We start from the raw sequence: 15,978 nt of genomic DNA, 5'->3' as shown, positions 1-15,978 counted from the left end.
GAGAACAAGGGCCGCGCGTTCGGGTTCATCGCAGGCGCAAATGGGCCGGAACGGGCATCCCTCTGGCGCGGGACGTCCCTTTTGTCGGTGCCCGCGGGTTGAGGGCCGCGACCCTCAAGCACGCCCATCACGAGTCTGACAATGACCGGCCCGTTAAGGTCTCCTACAATCATCTCGGGGCATGGGCAAGTGAGGTCTTGATCAAGCCGGGCCGACGGTCAGACCAAGGATGATCTCCATGGGTCTAGCGGCAGTCGTAGCCCTGACTACATCCAGGCATTCAGGCGCGTTTTCAGGCCAGGTGAGTAGAACCGGTCGCACGCGACCATGAAGGTTCACATCATCGAATCGGTCTCAGACTATAGGCTGCCTCGTCGTGCCGAAAAGCAGTTCGGCGTCAGCCGGAGTGCCTCTGCCAACCTGCTCGAATGGTTACCTGAATTCGCGGGGCCGAGGGGAAGGCGCCCTTGTTTTCCACGATCATCTTCATCGTGGCTGCGCTGAACCCCGATCATGAACATGACTGCCGCACCGGGGGTTGAACCCTGAAAGAAGCCGCGGGTCCGGGAGAGTCCGGGATCCGGTGTCGGAAGCGAAAGGAAACGCGAGATGGCTGCTCGCCGAATTACGCTGAGCTCGCGGGACCGTTACAAGCTCCGGCTCTCAGTGAGTGAGAACCGCTTCTACATGGCCGACCTGAGCCTGCTCAGCTTGGCGCGGCGTGGGTTCGTTGTGCCGACCGGGCGCATTGATGCATGGGACCGAGCGGAGTGGACGATTACCGCGACAGGCCAGGACGCGCTCTCGGCAGCCGAAAGCCACCTCACCGATGCCATAGATCTCGGCGCGCGGCTCCAGGCGTAGAAGAAGTAGGCGATGCGCCGGAAAACCGGGTACTGACGACGTTATCGCCGCGATAAACCGCGCGTCGGAGCTAAATTGCGAATCTGCGTACCGACCAGACGATGCGAATCCCTATGTTATATTTTAACCGGTGCGTCCGGGCACAGGCGGGCCTGTTCGTCGACGAGGCAGAGTCAAAGATTATGGCGGCGTGGGAACAGCTGAGTGCTCACCACCGCTGCAGCCAGAGCGTCTGCTTCCAGGATCGGTGGCAAGATTGTCTCTGCAACGTGATTGAAGTGGTAAGAGCGTCCGCTTTCCCGCGAACCTCCTCCAAATCGGAATAGCGGCTTTCGCCAATACCGGTCTCATCGGTAGGTGCCGCTGAACGGCTGGGATGGGTGGTTTTGCGACCGTCCGCTTACGAGGAGCGCGAGCTCGAAAGCCGACGCTGCTAACGAACTCGCGGCCCGCCAAGCCATAATTGTGCGGACATGCCCGATCGGCAGGCTTGGGCTGCTGCCGATGCTAGGGCGACGGGACCGTCAGAACCAATGGACCGTTGCGGGTTGCGACAACCGTGTGCTCGTATTGCACGGTTGGTGCTCTCGGCTGGCTATACAGGGTCCATCCGTCGTCACCATCCTCGGCGAAGTTCGCGCCGAGAGACAAGAATGGCTCGACGGTGAAGACGAGCCCGTCCGTCATGACCCGCCGCTCGGAGGCGTCGGGCCAAGTCGCGATCTCAGTCGGTTCCTCATGCAGCGACAGACCGACCCCATGGCTGGCGAGGTTGCGCACGAGCGTGTAGCCGTTCTGCCGAGCGAAGGTGCCGACCGCTCGACCGATGCCAGCGAACGGCATGCCGGTGCCAACCTGACGCAACCCGGTCCACATCGCCCGACGCCCGTCTCGGCAGAGCCTTTCAACCGCACGCGCCACCGGAGGCACAGCGAACGACGCGCCCGTATCCGCGAAGTAGCCGTCCTTCTCAGCGGAGACGTCGATGTTGACGAGGTCGCCCGCCCGGACACGACGATCGCCGGGTATGCCATGCGCGATCTTGTCGTTGACGCTGATGCAGGTCGCGCCCGGGAAGCCGTAGACCAGTTCGGGAGCCGGACGAGCACCGGCTGCGCTCAGGTAGTCCCGGCCGATTTGATCCAGTTCTCGTTCAGTGATCCCGGGCTCGATGGCTCGGCCCATCACCTCGAGCGTGTCGGCGACGATGCGTCCGATCGTCTTGAGCCCCACGAGGTCATCGTCACTCGATACGGTCATGCGGTATCTCTGGCCAGGCCCAAAGACGCTGTAGCGGAGTGAACCTCGAGAGTCCGCGATTTTCACGCCGATGCTGCGCGACCACGGCGCAGAGCGTCCAGCGAGCGCTCCCCCAAAATGACCGCTTCGGGACGTATGGGATGACTTGCCGCAAGGCCGACACGGGCCGAGATCGGACGCTCGCCTAGCTTCGAGTGAATGTCCGGGTCCGGGCGGTGCGTCGAAGTCCGCTGATGGCGCAGAGCCGAACGCTCGCCAAAGCGCCTCGAGAGCGGCAGCTGAAGCCCTGCTCGTGCCGGCCTGTTCGTCTGAGCAAATTTTCTGGTTCAGTCTCGCCTGCGGCCCGATGAGTCCGCCCGCAGCAGATCGGCACTCCTACCGCCAAGCTCGATCCCGCAGGCAGGCCTCGGCCGAGCCGAAGGGGCTTCTCAACGCTATGGGGAACGGCGGGGAACACCATGAGGAACATGGGGAACACCTCGGCCGGTCAGGGCACGAGAAATCTCAAAAGCTACAATGAGTTAGGTGGAGCGGGCGATCGGGATCGAACCGACGACATTCAGCTTGGGAAGCTGAAGCAGACCGTTGAATTCATTCGCATGTGTTCCTCGAGGGAATATGTTTTCCTTCGCGGTCTGCCGTCTACGGTCGTCTGCTATCGACAGCGTCCGTCGTTCCACGAGGCCGGTAGAAGGTCGTCATTGCCGCCCTCGAGGGCATGCTGACCTCACCCCTGGATCGCTCATCCGAGGCTCGTCGGATGTTGCCACCGCACCGTGAGAGTTCATCGGATTTCCGGTCGGGAGAGGGCTCTATCGAAGGGTTGAGTAATTCAAGCTTGGCGTTCTCGGGATATCTGAAGCGGCGTATCATGTGCCGGCCTCGGTACGGGAAGCCTTGAGGTCCGAAGCGGCTCTTCCGCTTTGCGCCCATCCCAGTCATGCGGCACAGTTTGAACATATCTCCGAAGCGGACATCACGGGAGCTGGATCGATAGGTTGAAGTTAACAACGCTATGAGATATTCGACAAAACGGCTCGGGCTTACATCTTATCCTTTGAATGTGACTCTTGACCGGCGTCCGGCGTTGCCCTGTGCCGCAGGAGAGCAGAGGCAACCCACCTCCGTTTGTGTTCTCAAAACTTCGACCGCGTATTGGAACGCGCCGGCGCCGAGCCCCACACCGTCGCCAGGAAGGTGGTGAAGGCTTCAAGGCTGGTGGATCGGGCCGGCTTCATCCAAGTGGCGTAGGTTGCGATGGTATCAGGCACGTCGTCGAGGGAGCGGATTACGATCCCGCGCCGCTGCACGTTGCGCACACAGCTCGCATAGGTGCTCACACCAGTTCCCGCCGCGACGAGGCCGAAGATACCCTCGCTCGACGAGGCCTCCTGGCTGATGGTCGGGTGAAAGCCGCGCCGATGGCAAATCGCGAAGAAGGCTTCGCGATAGGCGCTCCAGCTCCCGCCAGACCCCAGCACGAACGGCTCGCCGGCGAGATCCTTGAGGGTCAGGCTGCGCGCGTTCGAGAGTGGATGGGTCACCGGCAGCAGGGCCACATAGGAGTCGCGGTCGAACAGCAGGCTCTCGAAGTGCTCGTTCTCGACCGCGCTGAGCGTGAAGCCGACGTCGATGCGGTCGTTAAGCAGGGCCTCGCGCTGGGATTGCGAGGGCACGTGCGACAGCTCCAGCCGGATCGCCGGTCGAAATTCGCTGAACGCTCGGACCAGCTCCGGCAACCGGCCGTTGATCGCGAAATCCATGTAGCCGACGCGCAGGACGCCGGCCATGCCGGTCGCCGTGCGCCGCGCCAGCGTCACGGCCCGCTCCAGATGGTCGATACCGATCCTACACTCGGCCAAGAAGGCACGCCCGGCCTCCGTCACCTCGACCGTTCGAGTCGTACGGCGGAACAGCTTCACGCCGACCTCGGCCTCCAGTTCCGCAACGAGCCGGCTGAGACCCGGCTGCGTCGTCGCGAGGCGCTGCGCAGCCCGCCCGAAATGAAGCTCCTGCGCCAGCACAAGGCAGCTCGAGATGTGCCTGACGTCAAACCGCATTGATGTCCAAATCCGTATCAATCACGCCAAACTCATCATTTCACACCGGAGGCCGTCTGCAACATCCTCTCTCCATCCCCGCTGCGGCGGGCTGGAACGAACGATGCAAGGGACGAGGCAGATGGCTTTCAACACCGAACTCGACAGCGCTCTCGAAGCGGCCTTCGCGGAGGCGCGCGCTCTGTACAAGGAGCGCGGTTTCCAGCGCCGCGTCGGGTTCGGACGGCGTCCCGCCCTAATCAATGTCGACCTCGCCAACGCCTGGACGCGGCCGGGCAATCCCTTCACCTGCGAGAACATCGACGAGCAGATCATCCCCGGAGTTCAGGCGCTCTTGGCCGCCTGCCGCCGCAACAACCACCCGGTCGTGCACGTCACCACCTGCTACCAGGTCACCGACGTCGACAGCCCCAAGACCGACATGGGCCTGTGGCACCGCAAGATCCCGGTCGAGGTCGTGGATCAGAACAAGCCCGAGCTCTGGGCGATCGACAGCCGCATCGAGCCGGTGCCGGGCGAGCAGGTCCTGGTGAAGAAGCGGGCGAGCGCCTTTCACGGGACCTACCTTGCCGGGTTCCTGCGCGCCAACAACGTCGACACGATCCTGGTCACGGGCGTGACCGCCTCGGCTTGCGTGCGCACCACGCTCTGCGACGGTCTCGCCGAGGGCTTCCGGACCATCGCGGTGCGCGAGTGCATCGGCGACCGCGTGCCGGGCGCCGTCGCCTGGAACCTCTTCGATATCGACGCGAAGTTCGCCGACGTCGAGCCGCTGGAGCGCTGCGTCGCCTACCTCGACGAGGTCGGGCTGCGCAACGCCGCCTGACGACCCGGGCCATCGTCCGACGCGATCCGATCCTCGACCCGCCGCCCATGCAGGAGTGTGAGCCGATGCGTGCTGACTTGTCTCTCGATCGATTCTCGCCGACGCGCCGGCAGGCGCTCCTCGGCGGCGCGGCGGCCATCCTCACGGCGGGGGCGGGACGCGAGGCGCGCGCGGCGGCCGGAACGGTCGTCGTCTCCAACTGGGGCGGCGACTGGAACCAGCGCACGGTGCGCTTCGTCGAGACGCCCCTGGTGGAGGCGCAGGGACTGACCGTCGTGCGCGATCTCGGCATGGAACCGGAGCGCAAGGCCAAGCTCCTCGCCGAGCGCCGCCTGCGCCGGGGCAGCATCGACGTGATTCATCTGAACGACTCGGACGGGTTCGAGATGATGAAGCAGGACGTGCTGGCCGACCTCGACCGGTCGCGCATCCCGAACTACGGCGACGTGGTACCGGCCCTGCGCAAAGATTATTTCGTCCCGTGGCTCTACAGTGGCGTGGTGCTTATCTATAACAAGGACAAGATCAAGGATCCGCCGAAATCTTACGCGGAACTCTGGGACAAGAGGTGGGCCGGCCGCCTCGGTCTGACCAATCAGCTCTACTTCAACTACATGATGATGTCCGGCCTGATCCAGGGCGGCAACCTGACGAGCGTCGAGACCGGCCGCGAGCGGCTCGTCGCGCTGAAGGAATTGGTCCAGCCCCGGCTCTACGCCGCGCATCAGCAGCTCGGCGCGGCGCTGGCCACCGGCGAGGTCGACATCGCCCTGAACTACAAGGCCCGCGGCCTGCAATGGATTGGCGAGGGCTCGCCGCTGGCCATCCAGTATCCGAAGGAGGGCGCGATCGCGATCACCTTCGGCGCCGGGATGCCGAAGCGCGCGCCGAACCCAGACGGAGCCTACGTCTACCTGAACGCGATGCTCGACCGGAAGGCGATGGCCGAGCTCGCCGCGGCGAGCTTCTACGCGCCGGCCAACGGCGCGGCCGAGCTGAGCCCCGAGCTGCGCGCCCGGATCGACTTCTCCCCCGAGGAGCGCGAGCACCTCAACTTCCCGGATTATGCCTACGTCTCGAAGAACACCGCCGAGTGGCTCGAGTGGTGGAACAAGACGATGGCGCGCTGATCCGATGGCCACCCTCGCACGCTCGGAGGTCCTGGCGCTCGATCGCGCAGCGCGGGCCCGGCCGCGCATCCCCTCGGGGGTCGGCGGCGTCCTGCCGGGCACGCTGCTGGTCGTCCTGGCGCTTCTCGGGCCGCTCGCCCTGATGCTCCGCTACAGCTTCAACCGGTTCGTCCCCGGTGAGCTGATGGTCGAGGGGCTCACCCTCGCCAACTACGCCAAGTTTCTGCACGACAGCTTCTATCGGGACGTCTTGCTGACGACCCTCTGGGTGGCGGCCCTCTCAACGCTGATCTGCCTCGTGCTCGGCTTCCCGGTCGCCTATGCCCTGGTGCGGCAGGTCGGGCCACGCTGGAAGTCGAAGCTCCTGATCCTCATCATCCTGCCGCTCCTCATGGGCAACGCGGTCCGCACCGCCGCCTGGATGGTCATTCTCGGCGACAAGGGCCTTCTCGCCGCCCTGCTCTCCGGGATGGGGCTCACGCCGCCCCGGTTGATGTACACCCCCAGCGCCGTGGTGATCGGCCTCGTCTCGGTGACGCTGCCCTTCATGATCGTGACGCTGCAGAGCGTGCTCGAGCGGATCGATCCGGTCCTGGAAGAGGCGGCCGAGAGTCTGGGCGCCGGGCACCTCACGATCCTGCGGCGGGTCGTGCTGCCCCTCGCGCTGCCCGGGCTGCTCGCTGGCACGATGCTGTGCTTCATCCTGTCGATGAACGCCTACGCCACGCCGGTGCTGATCGGCGGACCGCAATTCCACATGATGGCGCCCGAGGTCTACCAGCAGGTCGCCAAGGCGATGAACTGGCCGTTCGGTGCGGCCCTCGCCTTCGTGCTGATGACGGTCACCCTCGTGCTGACCACCACCGCCAACGTCCTCGTACAGCGCCGCTACCGGCGCTGGTCGGAGTAGGGCCATGTCGCGCGCAGGCATCCGCCGGACCTACGGCGCCATCTCGGGCGCGGTCCTCGTCTTCATCGTGCTGCCGCTGGTGGTCATCGTCTGGGTGTCATTCTTCGCCAACCGCATCCTCGCCTTCCCGGCGAGCGGCTACACCCTCGACTGGTACGCGCGCGCCCTCGACACGGACGCCTTTCGCGATGGCTTCGTCACCAGTGTGGAGACGGCGCTGTTCGCCACGGCGGCGAGCCTCACCCTCGGCGTGCCGGCGAGCCTCGGCCTGGTGCGCGGCCGCTTCCCCGGCCGCGACGCCGTGCAGGCCCTGCTGCTTGCACCGATGGTCGTACCCGGCATCGTCGGCGGCGCCGCCCTGTTCATAGCCTTCATCGAGGTCGAGGCGCTGCTCGACATCCAGGTGGCCGGCACGCTCGGCGGTCTGCTCGTGGCGCACACGCTGATCGCGCTGCCCTGGACCATCCGTCTGGTCAGCGCGTCCCTCGCGTCGGCCGATCGGGCGATCGAGGAGGCCGCGGCGAGCCTCGGAGCCGACCCGCTCACCGTGCTGCGGCGCGTGACCCTTCCGGCGATCCGGCCCGCGATCGTCGCGGCCGCCCTGTTCTCCTTCGTGATCTCGTTCATCGATCTGGAGAAGTCGATCTTCCTCGTCGGCCCGGGACGCACGACGCTGCAGATCGCCCTGGTCAACTACCTCGAATGGAACCTCGACGGGACGGTCGCGGCCGTCGCCGCCGTCCAGATCCTGATCGTCGGGACGGCGCTCCTCGTCAGCGACCGCTACGCGCGTCTCGCCCAAGCCTTCTGAGACTGCATTCTGAGCCTGCCTGCTGAGACTGCTACCTGACAGCCCGGAGATCGGACCATGTCGACAACGGTCGCCCTTCGCTCCCTGATCAAGCGCTACGGCAGCTTCACGGCCGTGGACGACATCACCCTCGATGTGCCCGAAGGCCAGCTCGTCGCCCTGCTCGGCCCCTCGGGCTGCGGCAAGACCACGACGCTGCGGATGATCGGCGGGTTCGTCGAGGCGGATGCCGGCAGCATCCTGATCGGCGGCCGCGACGTGACCCGTCTGCCGCCGGCCAAGCGCAACATCGGCTTCGGCTTCCAGAGCTACGCCCTGTTCCCGCACATGAGCATCGCCCAGAACGTCGCCTTCGGCCTGGAGATGCGTCGCCTTCCCCGGGCCGAGATCGCGTCGCGCGTCGCTCGGGCGCTCGACCGGGTGCGCCTGTCGGCGATGGCGGATCGGCTGCCCAAGCAGCTGTCCGGCGGCCAGCAGCAGCGGGTCTCGCTCGCCCGCGCCCTGGTGATCGAGCCCTCGGTGCTGCTCCTAGACGAGCCGCTCTCCAACCTCGACGCGCAGCTGCGCGGGGAGATGAAGCTCGAGATCCGCCAGATCCAGAAGGCAATGGGCATCACCACGATCTTCGTCACGCACGATCAGGACGAGGCGCTCTCGATCGCCGACCGTATCGTCGTGATGCGCGCCGGGCGGATCGAGCAGGACGGCAGCCCGGAGGCGGTGTTCGGTGCGCCACGCTCGCGTTTCGTGGCGGAATTCATGGGCGTGACGAACCTCCTGCCGGGGACGGTGGAGGGACCGGGCACGTTCCGGCTCGCCGACGGCAACGCGATCCGCGTTCCGGTCGCTGGCGCCGGCCGCGGGGCGACGGTCCTGGCGATCCGGCCCGAGCGCGTCCGGATCACGCCCTCCGGCGCGGACACCGCGCCCGACACGCTGGATGCCGAGATCGAGGCGGCGACCTACCGGGGTCTTGCCGTCGAGTACAGGCTGCGGACCCCGTCCGGCCTGTGCCTGACGGCGCGCCGGGCGACCCCTGCAACCGGCGGCCCGGCCATGCTCGAACCCGGCGCGCGCGTTCACGTCGCCGTCCCGCCGGACGCCTGCCACTTCGTCCCTGTCGAACTCTGAGAGGACGCCCCATGGCCATCCGGCACGACGACCTGATCGTGATCGACGGGCTGATCGTCTCCGACTTCGGGCCCGAGGTCTTCGCCGACATGCGACGTGGCGGCGTCACGGCGGCCAACTGCACCTGCTCCGTCTGGGAGGATTTCGCCACGACCATGCGGACGATGGCCCGCTGGCGGCGCTGGTTCCGCGAGCACGCCGACCTGATCACCCCGGTCCACGACGTCGCCGATATCCACCGCGCGAAGGCGGAGCGCCGCACCGGCATCATCCACGGCTGGCAGAACACCAGCGCGATCGAGGACCGCATCGAGTACCTGGAGCTGTTCCACGCGCTCGGCCTACGGATCGTCCAGCTGACCTACAACACCCAGAACCTCGTCGGCTCGGGCTGCTACGAGTCCCGCGACAGCGGGTTGTCCGATTTCGGCCGCGACGTGCTGGCCGAGATGAACCGCCTCGGCATCCTGTGCGACCTTTCGCATGTCGGACCGAAGACCAGCGAAGACGCGATCCGCGCCTCGCAGCGACGCGTCGCCTACTCCCACTGCCTGCCCGCCGCCCTGAAGGATCATCCGCGCAACAAGACGGACGCGCAGCTGCGCTTCATCGCCGAGCGGGGCGGCTTCGTGGGCGTGACCATGTTCCCGCCGTTCCTGGCCCGGGGCGCGGCCGCGACGATCGAGGACTATCTCGACGCCATCGCGTACGTGATCGACCTGGTCGGCGAAGAGAACACCGGCATCGGCACTGACTTCACCCAGGGCTACGGACAGGCCTTCTTCGACTACATCACCCACGACAAGGGTGACGGTCGCAAGCTCACGGATTTCGGTGAGGTCCTGAACCCCGAAGGCATCCGCGTCATCGGCGACTTCCCGAACCTCACCGCCGCGATGGAGCGGCGCGGCTGGCCCGCCGCCCGCATCGAGCGCGTCATGGGCGGCAACTGGCTCGCCCTGCTCGGCGACGTCTGGGCCTGAGCGCGTCTCGCCCAACTTCGGAGATCTAACGATGTCAGCGAACACCTACGACGTCATCGTGCTCGGCGTCGGCGGCATGGGATCGGCCGCCTGCTGGCATCTGGCCCGCCGGGGCGTCCGGGTTCTGGGCCTCGAGCGCTTCGACATCCCGCACGCCATGGGGTCCTCGCATGGCTTCAACAGGATCATCCGCCTCGCCTACTTCGAGGACCCCTCCTACGTGCCGCTGCTGCGCCGCGCCTACGAGAACTGGCGGGAACTGGAGGGACGCTTCGGCGAGCAACTCCTCTTCATCACCGGGTCGATCGATGCGGGGCCGGAGGGCAGCGCCATGGTCGAGGGCTCGCTCGCGGCCTGCCGGATGCACGACCTCCCGCACCGTCTGCTCGACGGCGCCGAGCTGCGGCGCGTGGCGCCGGGCTACAACCTGCCCGACACGCACCGGGCCGTTCTCCAGCCGGACGGCGGCTTCGTCTCGGCCGAGCGCGCGATCGTCGCGCACGTCACGCAGGCGCAGGCGGCCGGCGCCGAGATCCGGGCGCGGGAGCCGGCGCTGAGCTGGGAGCCGACAGCCTCGGGCGTGCGCGTCCGGACGGAGCGAGGCACCTACGAGGCGGGGCACCTGATCCTCTCGGCGGGTTCGTGGATGGGCAAATTCGTGCCGCAGCTGAAAGCCGTCGCTGTGCCCGAGCGGCAGGTGCTCGGGTGGTTCCAGCCACGGGAGCCGGCCCTGTTCGCGCCGGACCGCTTCCCGGTGTTCAACATGGAGGTCGAAGAGGGCAAGTTTTACGGCTTCCCGGTCTGGCACGTGCCGGGCTTCAAGATTGGCCGTTGGCACCATCTCGGCGAGACGGGCGGTGCCGATACCTTGTCGCGGGAGTGCGGAGCCGAGGACGAGGCAGTGCTGCGCCCCTGCGTCAGCCGCTACTTCCCCCAAGCGAACGGTCCGACCATGGCGATGCGGGCCTGCTTCTTCACCAATACGCCGGACGAGCACTTCGTGATCGACACGCTGCCGGACCTGCCGCAGGTCGTCGTCGCCTCACCCTGCTCAGGCCACGGTTACAAGTTTTGCAGCGTCGTGGGCGAAGTTCTTGCCGACCTCGCCACGGGCGGAAGGCCGGGCTTTGACCTCAGCCTGCATGCGCTCGACCGCTTCGCACCACGTTCGTATGCGAGCACTGTCCAAAGCTCCGTATGATCTGAGGCTTGGACCCGTTCAGCCCCAGCTCTGTTCGCCCTGGCTTGCCAGCCCATAAGATGATGGGTTGGCCCTCGCTGGCGCTTTACGTCTGTTCTTTCAATATGCGGGCCTATGAATAGACCGGCGGGTTTTGGCCAGACTATGCCGCGCCGGATCACCGCGATCCGCAACACCAGACGGTCGGCTTCGCGCCCATTTCAGCCGCTCAGCCGAGTCTGGCGGATTCTCCAAAGCGGACGCTGTAGGAGCTCAGCTTCTAGGTCTCAGTTGCGCCATCAGCTGACCTCCGACCGAAGACATTGGAATAGCCGCTTGGAGGCCAACAGCTGTTGTTGAGATGGAATGGTTGCTCCGACCACCATAACGTCCTCGGCAACGAACCGCTGCCGAAGCAACACGAACAAGAACGCTCCACCGTGATCGGTGGCTGGTCCAACAGCAAGGCACTCAACAACCCTTCGAAAGCAGTCGTCGGGTTACTTGGCGGGATGACCGGGGGCGCGGTCACGCCCGTGCTTGGCTGGCTGCCGTCGGTGCAGCAAACATCTTGCCCTGGAGCAGTAAAGCCACGGTCAGGATGGTAAGGCCGACGACGAGGCCGTTCGCTGCCAGGAAAAGCACCGGGGCGAGGACGGCGACCGCTCCGGCATCGCCATGGTCTACCAGGCGAACCGGGGCCATTGCCATGGCAGTCGCGCCGAAGCTGAAGGCCCAGAGCCCGGGGACAGCGCCGGCCTTCGCGATCCACGGCGAGAGCCGGGCCAGAACCAGAACCTGGAGCAGACCATAGCCGATCAGGGCATGCGCGAAGAGGTCCGGCGCTCCGCCCCCGACCGAGAGGTAGGCCACCGCCCCCACCGGCGCGGGCGCCAGCTGGATGCCCAGGGTCGGGCGCAACGCGACGGGCTTCTCAGGCCCGGTCAGCAGTCGGTGGAGCAGAACCGATTCCATCGCAAGCCAGGAGAACAGGCCGGCGCCGAAGGCGAGCTGACCCCAATCCTGGTAGCCCAGGGCCGACGCCCCGGTCGCCGAGACGAAGCTTCCGGCCACGGTCGGCAGGTACAGCACCGCGGTGGTGGTGCCGTGGTCCCGGCCGCCTTGCCAGAGGCCGCCCGTCCGCCAGACCGCGAAGCCGAGCGTGAACAGGAAGCCGAGGCCGAACAGGACGGTTGCGGCTCCGGCCGAGTAAGGGATGAGCCCGCTCGCGACGAGCATGGTCGCCACGCCGGCGAGGCCGATGAAGCAGCACTGGACCGCATGGGCCGCCTCGACCGCCAGCTTGTCCGGGGCGAGGAGGGCCTTGAGGGCATAGAGGACGACGAGCACGGCCCAGACTGCGCCGGCGAGTACGTAGACCGCCTCCCCGACGACCGTGGGCAGGTGCCAGGCGAGCGCGGCCGCGCGCCAGGCCCCGCCCAGGCCGGATAGCCCCAGGACGATGCCGAAGTAGGCGGCCGGCGTGTTCGCGGCGACTTCCCTAATGCGCTGCGCGAGGTGGAGGCGTGGGCTGGCGACGATAGAGACCGTGGTCATGACCGTTCTCCTGTGAGGTCGGGATGTTGTCGGGCGGGCGCTGCGCCCACCGCTTCTCGACAAGGATGATAATGGACGACGGCCCCGATCTTTATTCCTCTCTCGGCAATGGAGAGGTTCGCGACGCGATGCTTGAGGGCAGCCGCTCAGCCACCGATCTCGGCGTCTTCGAAACATGAAGAAGCGGTGGTGAAGATGGATAGGACCTGGTTCGTCACGGGCTCGTCACGTGGCCTCGGCCGGGCCTTGGCCCAGGCCGTCGTCGCGGCGGGCGAGCGGCTCTGCGCGACGGCGCGCGACCCTGCCGCGCTCGTGGACCTCGTCGAGGCCGGCGGCGAGCGCGTGCTCGCGTTGCCCCTCGACGTCACCGACGAGGAGGCGGCGCGTCGGGTAGTCGAGGCTGCCGTAGAGCGGTTCGGACGCGTCGACGTCGTCGTCAACAACGCCGGGTACGGCGACGTCGCGCCCATCGAGGACACCGACCTCGCCTCGTTCCGGGCGCAGGTCGAGACGAACCTGTTCGGGGTCGTCAACGTGACCAAGGCGGCCATTCCCCTCTTTCGGACGCAGCGCCGTGGCCACTTTCTGCAGGTCTCCTCCATCGGGGGGCGAACCGGCGCGACCGGTCGCGGCCCGTACTCGGCCGCGAAGTTCGGCGTGGAGGGGTTCTCCGAGGTTCTCGCCATCGAGATGAAGCCCTTCGGCGTGCACGTCACCATCGTGGAGCCCGGCGGCTTCCGGACGGACTTCGCGGGATCGTCGACGCGCATCGCGGAAGGCAGTCCGGCTTACGCCGAGACCGTCGGCCAGGTCGCCGCCATGCAGCGGGCCTACGACGGCAAACAGCCCGGCGACCCAGAGCGCGCCGCCCGGGCGATGATGACCGTGGTCTCGGCGAAGGCCCCACCGCTGCGTCTGGTGCTGGGTAGCGACGCCTACGCGCGGGCCGAGGCCGGCGACGAGGCGCGGCTGGCCGAGTTGCGTGCGTGGCGCGAGCTCAGCCTCTCGACCGACTTCCAACCTTGACGCCAGGTCTCCCCCGCAGATGCCCCGCTCTCACGGTCACCGAAACGCGGCGGGAATGCCAAGGACCGCACCCCCATGTAAGGGGCGCGGTCCGCGTCGCGCCTGCCAGCCAGGCCCGTCGAAAGGGTCAGCGCTTCGCCACCTGCTTGTCGAGGAAGCCGCGGATGAGGGGCGCCATCTCGTCCAGCTTGTCCTCCAGCGCGAAGTGGCCAGTGTCGAGGATGTGCAGCTCCGCGTCCGGCAGGTCCCTCAGGTAGGGGTGCGCCCCTTCCTCGGGGAAGATCTTGTCGTTCTTGCCCCAGACGATCAGCGTCGGCGGCTTGCGCTCGCGGAAGAATGCCTTGAATTGCGGGTAGAGCGGCACGTTCGTCCGGTAGTCGTAGAACAGGTCGAGCTGGACATCCTTGTTGCCGGGCCGGTCGAGCAGGGCTTGGTCGTGGACCCAGTTGTCCGGGCTGATCCTGGAGACGTCCCGCACGCCGTCCGTGTACTGGAAGATCGTCGTGGGGAGGGTCACGAGACCCGACAGCGCCTCGCGGCTCTTGGCCGAGCCGTCGGCCCAGTACGCCTTGATCGGATCCCAGAACTCGCGCAACCCCTCGTCGTAGGCGTTGCCGTTCTGGACGATCAGGCCGGTCACCCGGTCGGGGTGCTTGAGGGCGAGGCGGTAGCCGACCGGCGCGCCGTAATCCATCACGTACATCGCGTAGGAGGTGGCGCCGAGTTGGCCGAGCAGGCCGTCCACCAGGTCGGCGTAGTGGCCGAAGGTGTAGGCGAACTGGGTGTGGTCAGGCGCGTCGCTCTGGCCGAAGCCGGGGTAGTCGGGCGCGATGACGCGGTAGCGGTCCGCGAGCGTCGGGATCAGGTTGCGGAACATGTGCGAGGAGGTCGGGAAGCCGTGCAGGAGCAGCACGACCGGGCCGTCGGCCGGGCCGGCCTCGCGATAGAAGACCTTCACGCCGTCGACCGTCGCGGAACGGTAGTGGACCGTCGCCGGTGTCTGGGCGGCGACCGGGGCCTGCTCCGCCTTGGCATGAGGGGGAAGGACGATGCCGGCCGTCGTGAGCATCAGGGCAAGCAGAACGTGTTTCATCGGTGTCTCCTTTCGTGGGGGCGTCGAGGAGCTCGCCGCCTCATGGAGACATCATCGGTCTTCAGCTTGCAGGCGTTAATCGGCTTCGTGTGGAAGGCATTGTTGTCGCCTGCGGAATAGATAGGACCGCTTGGTGCCTTTAACCTCGGCTAGGTCGAACTGACCCCGACCGACGCCTCGCATCGACCTTGCGCCCGCTCAGTTGAGCAGGCGGTTGGCCCGCAGCCGCGCTACGGCCAGGTCGACGAAGGTCCTTACCTTGGCCGGCGCCTGCCGCCCCTCGGGGTAGACCACATGGATGGGCAGCGGCTCCTCCTCGTAGTCGGCGAGCACGACCTGCAGGCGGCCTTCCAGCAAGGCGGAGCCGATCTGGTAGTGCAGCACCCGGGTCAGGCCCCAGCCCGCGAGCGCCGCGGCGATGCCGGCCTCGTTCGTGTTGCTCATCAAGGCGGGATGGACCGTCACGCGCTGATCCTGCGCGAACCGCCACTCCGTCGAGGCCCAGGCGCCCGTGGACATGGCGACGCGGTGGTCCCTCAGGTCCTGCGGTGTCTGCGGGACGCCGTGCCGCTCGAAGTAAGCCGGCGAGCCGCAGACGACGCGGCGCACCGACCCGACCCGCGCGGCCGTGAAGCCGGAATCCGAGAGGTGGCCGATGCGCACGGCGACGTCGATGCCTTCCTCGACGATGTTCACCTGCCGGTCGACGAACAGCGTCCGTGCCGCCATGGTCGGGTAGGCGTCGAGGTAATTGGTCACGATGGGCAGCACGTGCATGTGGCCGAACAGGACAGATGCCGTCACCGCGAGCGTGCCGGACGGCGTCGCGTAGGAACCGGCGGCGGCGGCCTCGGCCTCGACGATGTCGGCCAGGATGCGCCGGCAATCCTCGTAGTAGCGCCCCCCCGCCTCGGTCAGCTTCACAGAACGGGTAGTGCGCACGAACAGCCGGGCGCCGATGGTCTCTTCCAACGCGGCGACGGCCCGCGTCACGGCCGGCGGGCTCATGTGCATCAGGCGCGCGGTCTCCGCGAAGCTCGCCGTCTCCGCGACCTTCGCGAAGATCCGCATGGCCTGCCAGCGGTCCATGTCCCTGCTCCCCCGTCCCCAGCGGCCCGGCCATCCTGGCCTTGACGAATACAGCTGT

At 66.9% G+C, this 15,978-nt stretch carries 14 protein-coding genes; 9 read left to right on the top strand and 5 right to left on the bottom strand.

Annotated elements, in window-relative coordinates:
- Positions 1 to 609: 609 nt before the first annotated feature.
- Positions 610 to 864, top strand: a complete 255-nt coding sequence (locus BKE41_RS17020) for a hypothetical protein (RefSeq protein WP_024829477.1) — start codon at positions 610 to 612, stop codon at positions 862 to 864.
- Between the two features lie 507 nt (positions 865 to 1,371).
- Here the strand turns inward: BKE41_RS17020 and map are convergent.
- Positions 1,372 to 2,124, bottom strand: coding sequence for a type I methionyl aminopeptidase (gene map, locus BKE41_RS17015; protein WP_029357720.1), 753 nt, complete (start codon positions 2,122 to 2,124; stop codon positions 1,372 to 1,374).
- Positions 2,125 to 3,260: 1,136 nt separating this feature from the next.
- Positions 3,261 to 4,148 (bottom strand): LysR family transcriptional regulator, encoded by an 888-nt coding sequence (locus BKE41_RS17005; protein WP_159392759.1) that lies wholly within the window; start codon positions 4,146 to 4,148, stop codon positions 3,261 to 3,263.
- A 157-nt stretch (positions 4,149 to 4,305) separates the two neighbouring features.
- On the opposite strand from BKE41_RS17005, the gene BKE41_RS17000 reads away from it, so the two are divergent.
- The 7 genes from BKE41_RS17000 (at position 4,306) to solA (ending at position 11,176) form a co-directional block, all read left to right on the top strand.
- Complete coding sequence (locus tag BKE41_RS17000; RefSeq protein ID WP_058607807.1) at positions 4,306 to 5,010, top strand: isochorismatase family protein; 705 nt, start codon at positions 4,306 to 4,308, stop codon at positions 5,008 to 5,010.
- A 65-nt stretch (positions 5,011 to 5,075) separates the two neighbouring features.
- Positions 5,076 to 6,140 (top strand): extracellular solute-binding protein, encoded by a 1,065-nt coding sequence (locus tag BKE41_RS16995; RefSeq protein ID WP_058607806.1) that lies wholly within the window; start codon positions 5,076 to 5,078, stop codon positions 6,138 to 6,140.
- Between the two features lie 4 nt (positions 6,141 to 6,144).
- Complete coding sequence (locus tag BKE41_RS16990) at positions 6,145 to 7,050, top strand: ABC transporter permease (RefSeq protein WP_083374370.1); 906 nt, start codon at positions 6,145 to 6,147, stop codon at positions 7,048 to 7,050.
- Positions 7,051 to 7,054: 4 nt separating this feature from the next.
- Positions 7,055 to 7,861 (top strand): ABC transporter permease, encoded by an 807-nt coding sequence (locus BKE41_RS16985; protein WP_058607805.1) that lies wholly within the window; start codon positions 7,055 to 7,057, stop codon positions 7,859 to 7,861.
- A 57-nt stretch (positions 7,862 to 7,918) separates the two neighbouring features.
- Positions 7,919 to 8,992, top strand: coding sequence for an ABC transporter ATP-binding protein (locus tag BKE41_RS16980; protein WP_058607804.1), 1,074 nt, complete (start codon positions 7,919 to 7,921; stop codon positions 8,990 to 8,992).
- Positions 8,993 to 9,003: 11 nt separating this feature from the next.
- A complete protein-coding gene (locus BKE41_RS16975; RefSeq protein ID WP_063110379.1) occupies positions 9,004 to 9,975 on the top strand; it encodes a dipeptidase in 972 nt (323 codons plus the stop codon).
- Positions 9,976 to 10,006: 31 nt separating this feature from the next.
- Positions 10,007 to 11,176, top strand: coding sequence for an N-methyl-L-tryptophan oxidase (gene solA, locus BKE41_RS16970; RefSeq protein ID WP_063110378.1), 1,170 nt, complete (start codon positions 10,007 to 10,009; stop codon positions 11,174 to 11,176).
- Between the two features lie 507 nt (positions 11,177 to 11,683).
- Here solA and tehA read toward each other — a convergent pair.
- Positions 11,684 to 12,712, bottom strand: a complete 1,029-nt coding sequence (tehA, locus tag BKE41_RS16965; RefSeq protein ID WP_083374369.1) for a dicarboxylate transporter/tellurite-resistance protein TehA — start codon at positions 12,710 to 12,712, stop codon at positions 11,684 to 11,686.
- A gap of 195 nt (positions 12,713 to 12,907) precedes the next feature.
- Between tehA and BKE41_RS16960 the strand changes: the two genes are divergently transcribed.
- Complete coding sequence (locus BKE41_RS16960) at positions 12,908 to 13,738, top strand: oxidoreductase (protein ID WP_029357874.1); 831 nt, start codon at positions 12,908 to 12,910, stop codon at positions 13,736 to 13,738.
- A gap of 127 nt (positions 13,739 to 13,865) precedes the next feature.
- Here BKE41_RS16960 and BKE41_RS16955 read toward each other — a convergent pair whose 3' ends face one another.
- On the bottom strand, positions 13,866 to 14,831 hold the full coding sequence (locus tag BKE41_RS16955; RefSeq protein ID WP_070999870.1) for an alpha/beta hydrolase: 966 nt from the start codon (positions 14,829 to 14,831) through the stop codon (positions 13,866 to 13,868).
- A 198-nt stretch (positions 14,832 to 15,029) separates the two neighbouring features.
- A complete protein-coding gene (locus tag BKE41_RS16950) occupies positions 15,030 to 15,920 on the bottom strand; it encodes a LysR family transcriptional regulator (protein ID WP_029357877.1) in 891 nt (296 codons plus the stop codon).
- Positions 15,921 to 15,978: the final 58 nt, after the last annotated feature.

The organism is Methylobacterium sp. C1 (assembly GCF_001854385.1).
GTDB classification, from domain to species: domain Bacteria; phylum Pseudomonadota; class Alphaproteobacteria; order Rhizobiales; family Beijerinckiaceae; genus Methylobacterium; species Methylobacterium radiotolerans.
The sequence above is the reverse complement of the archived record's forward strand: the minus strand, read 5'-3'. Positions and strand labels throughout refer to the sequence as shown.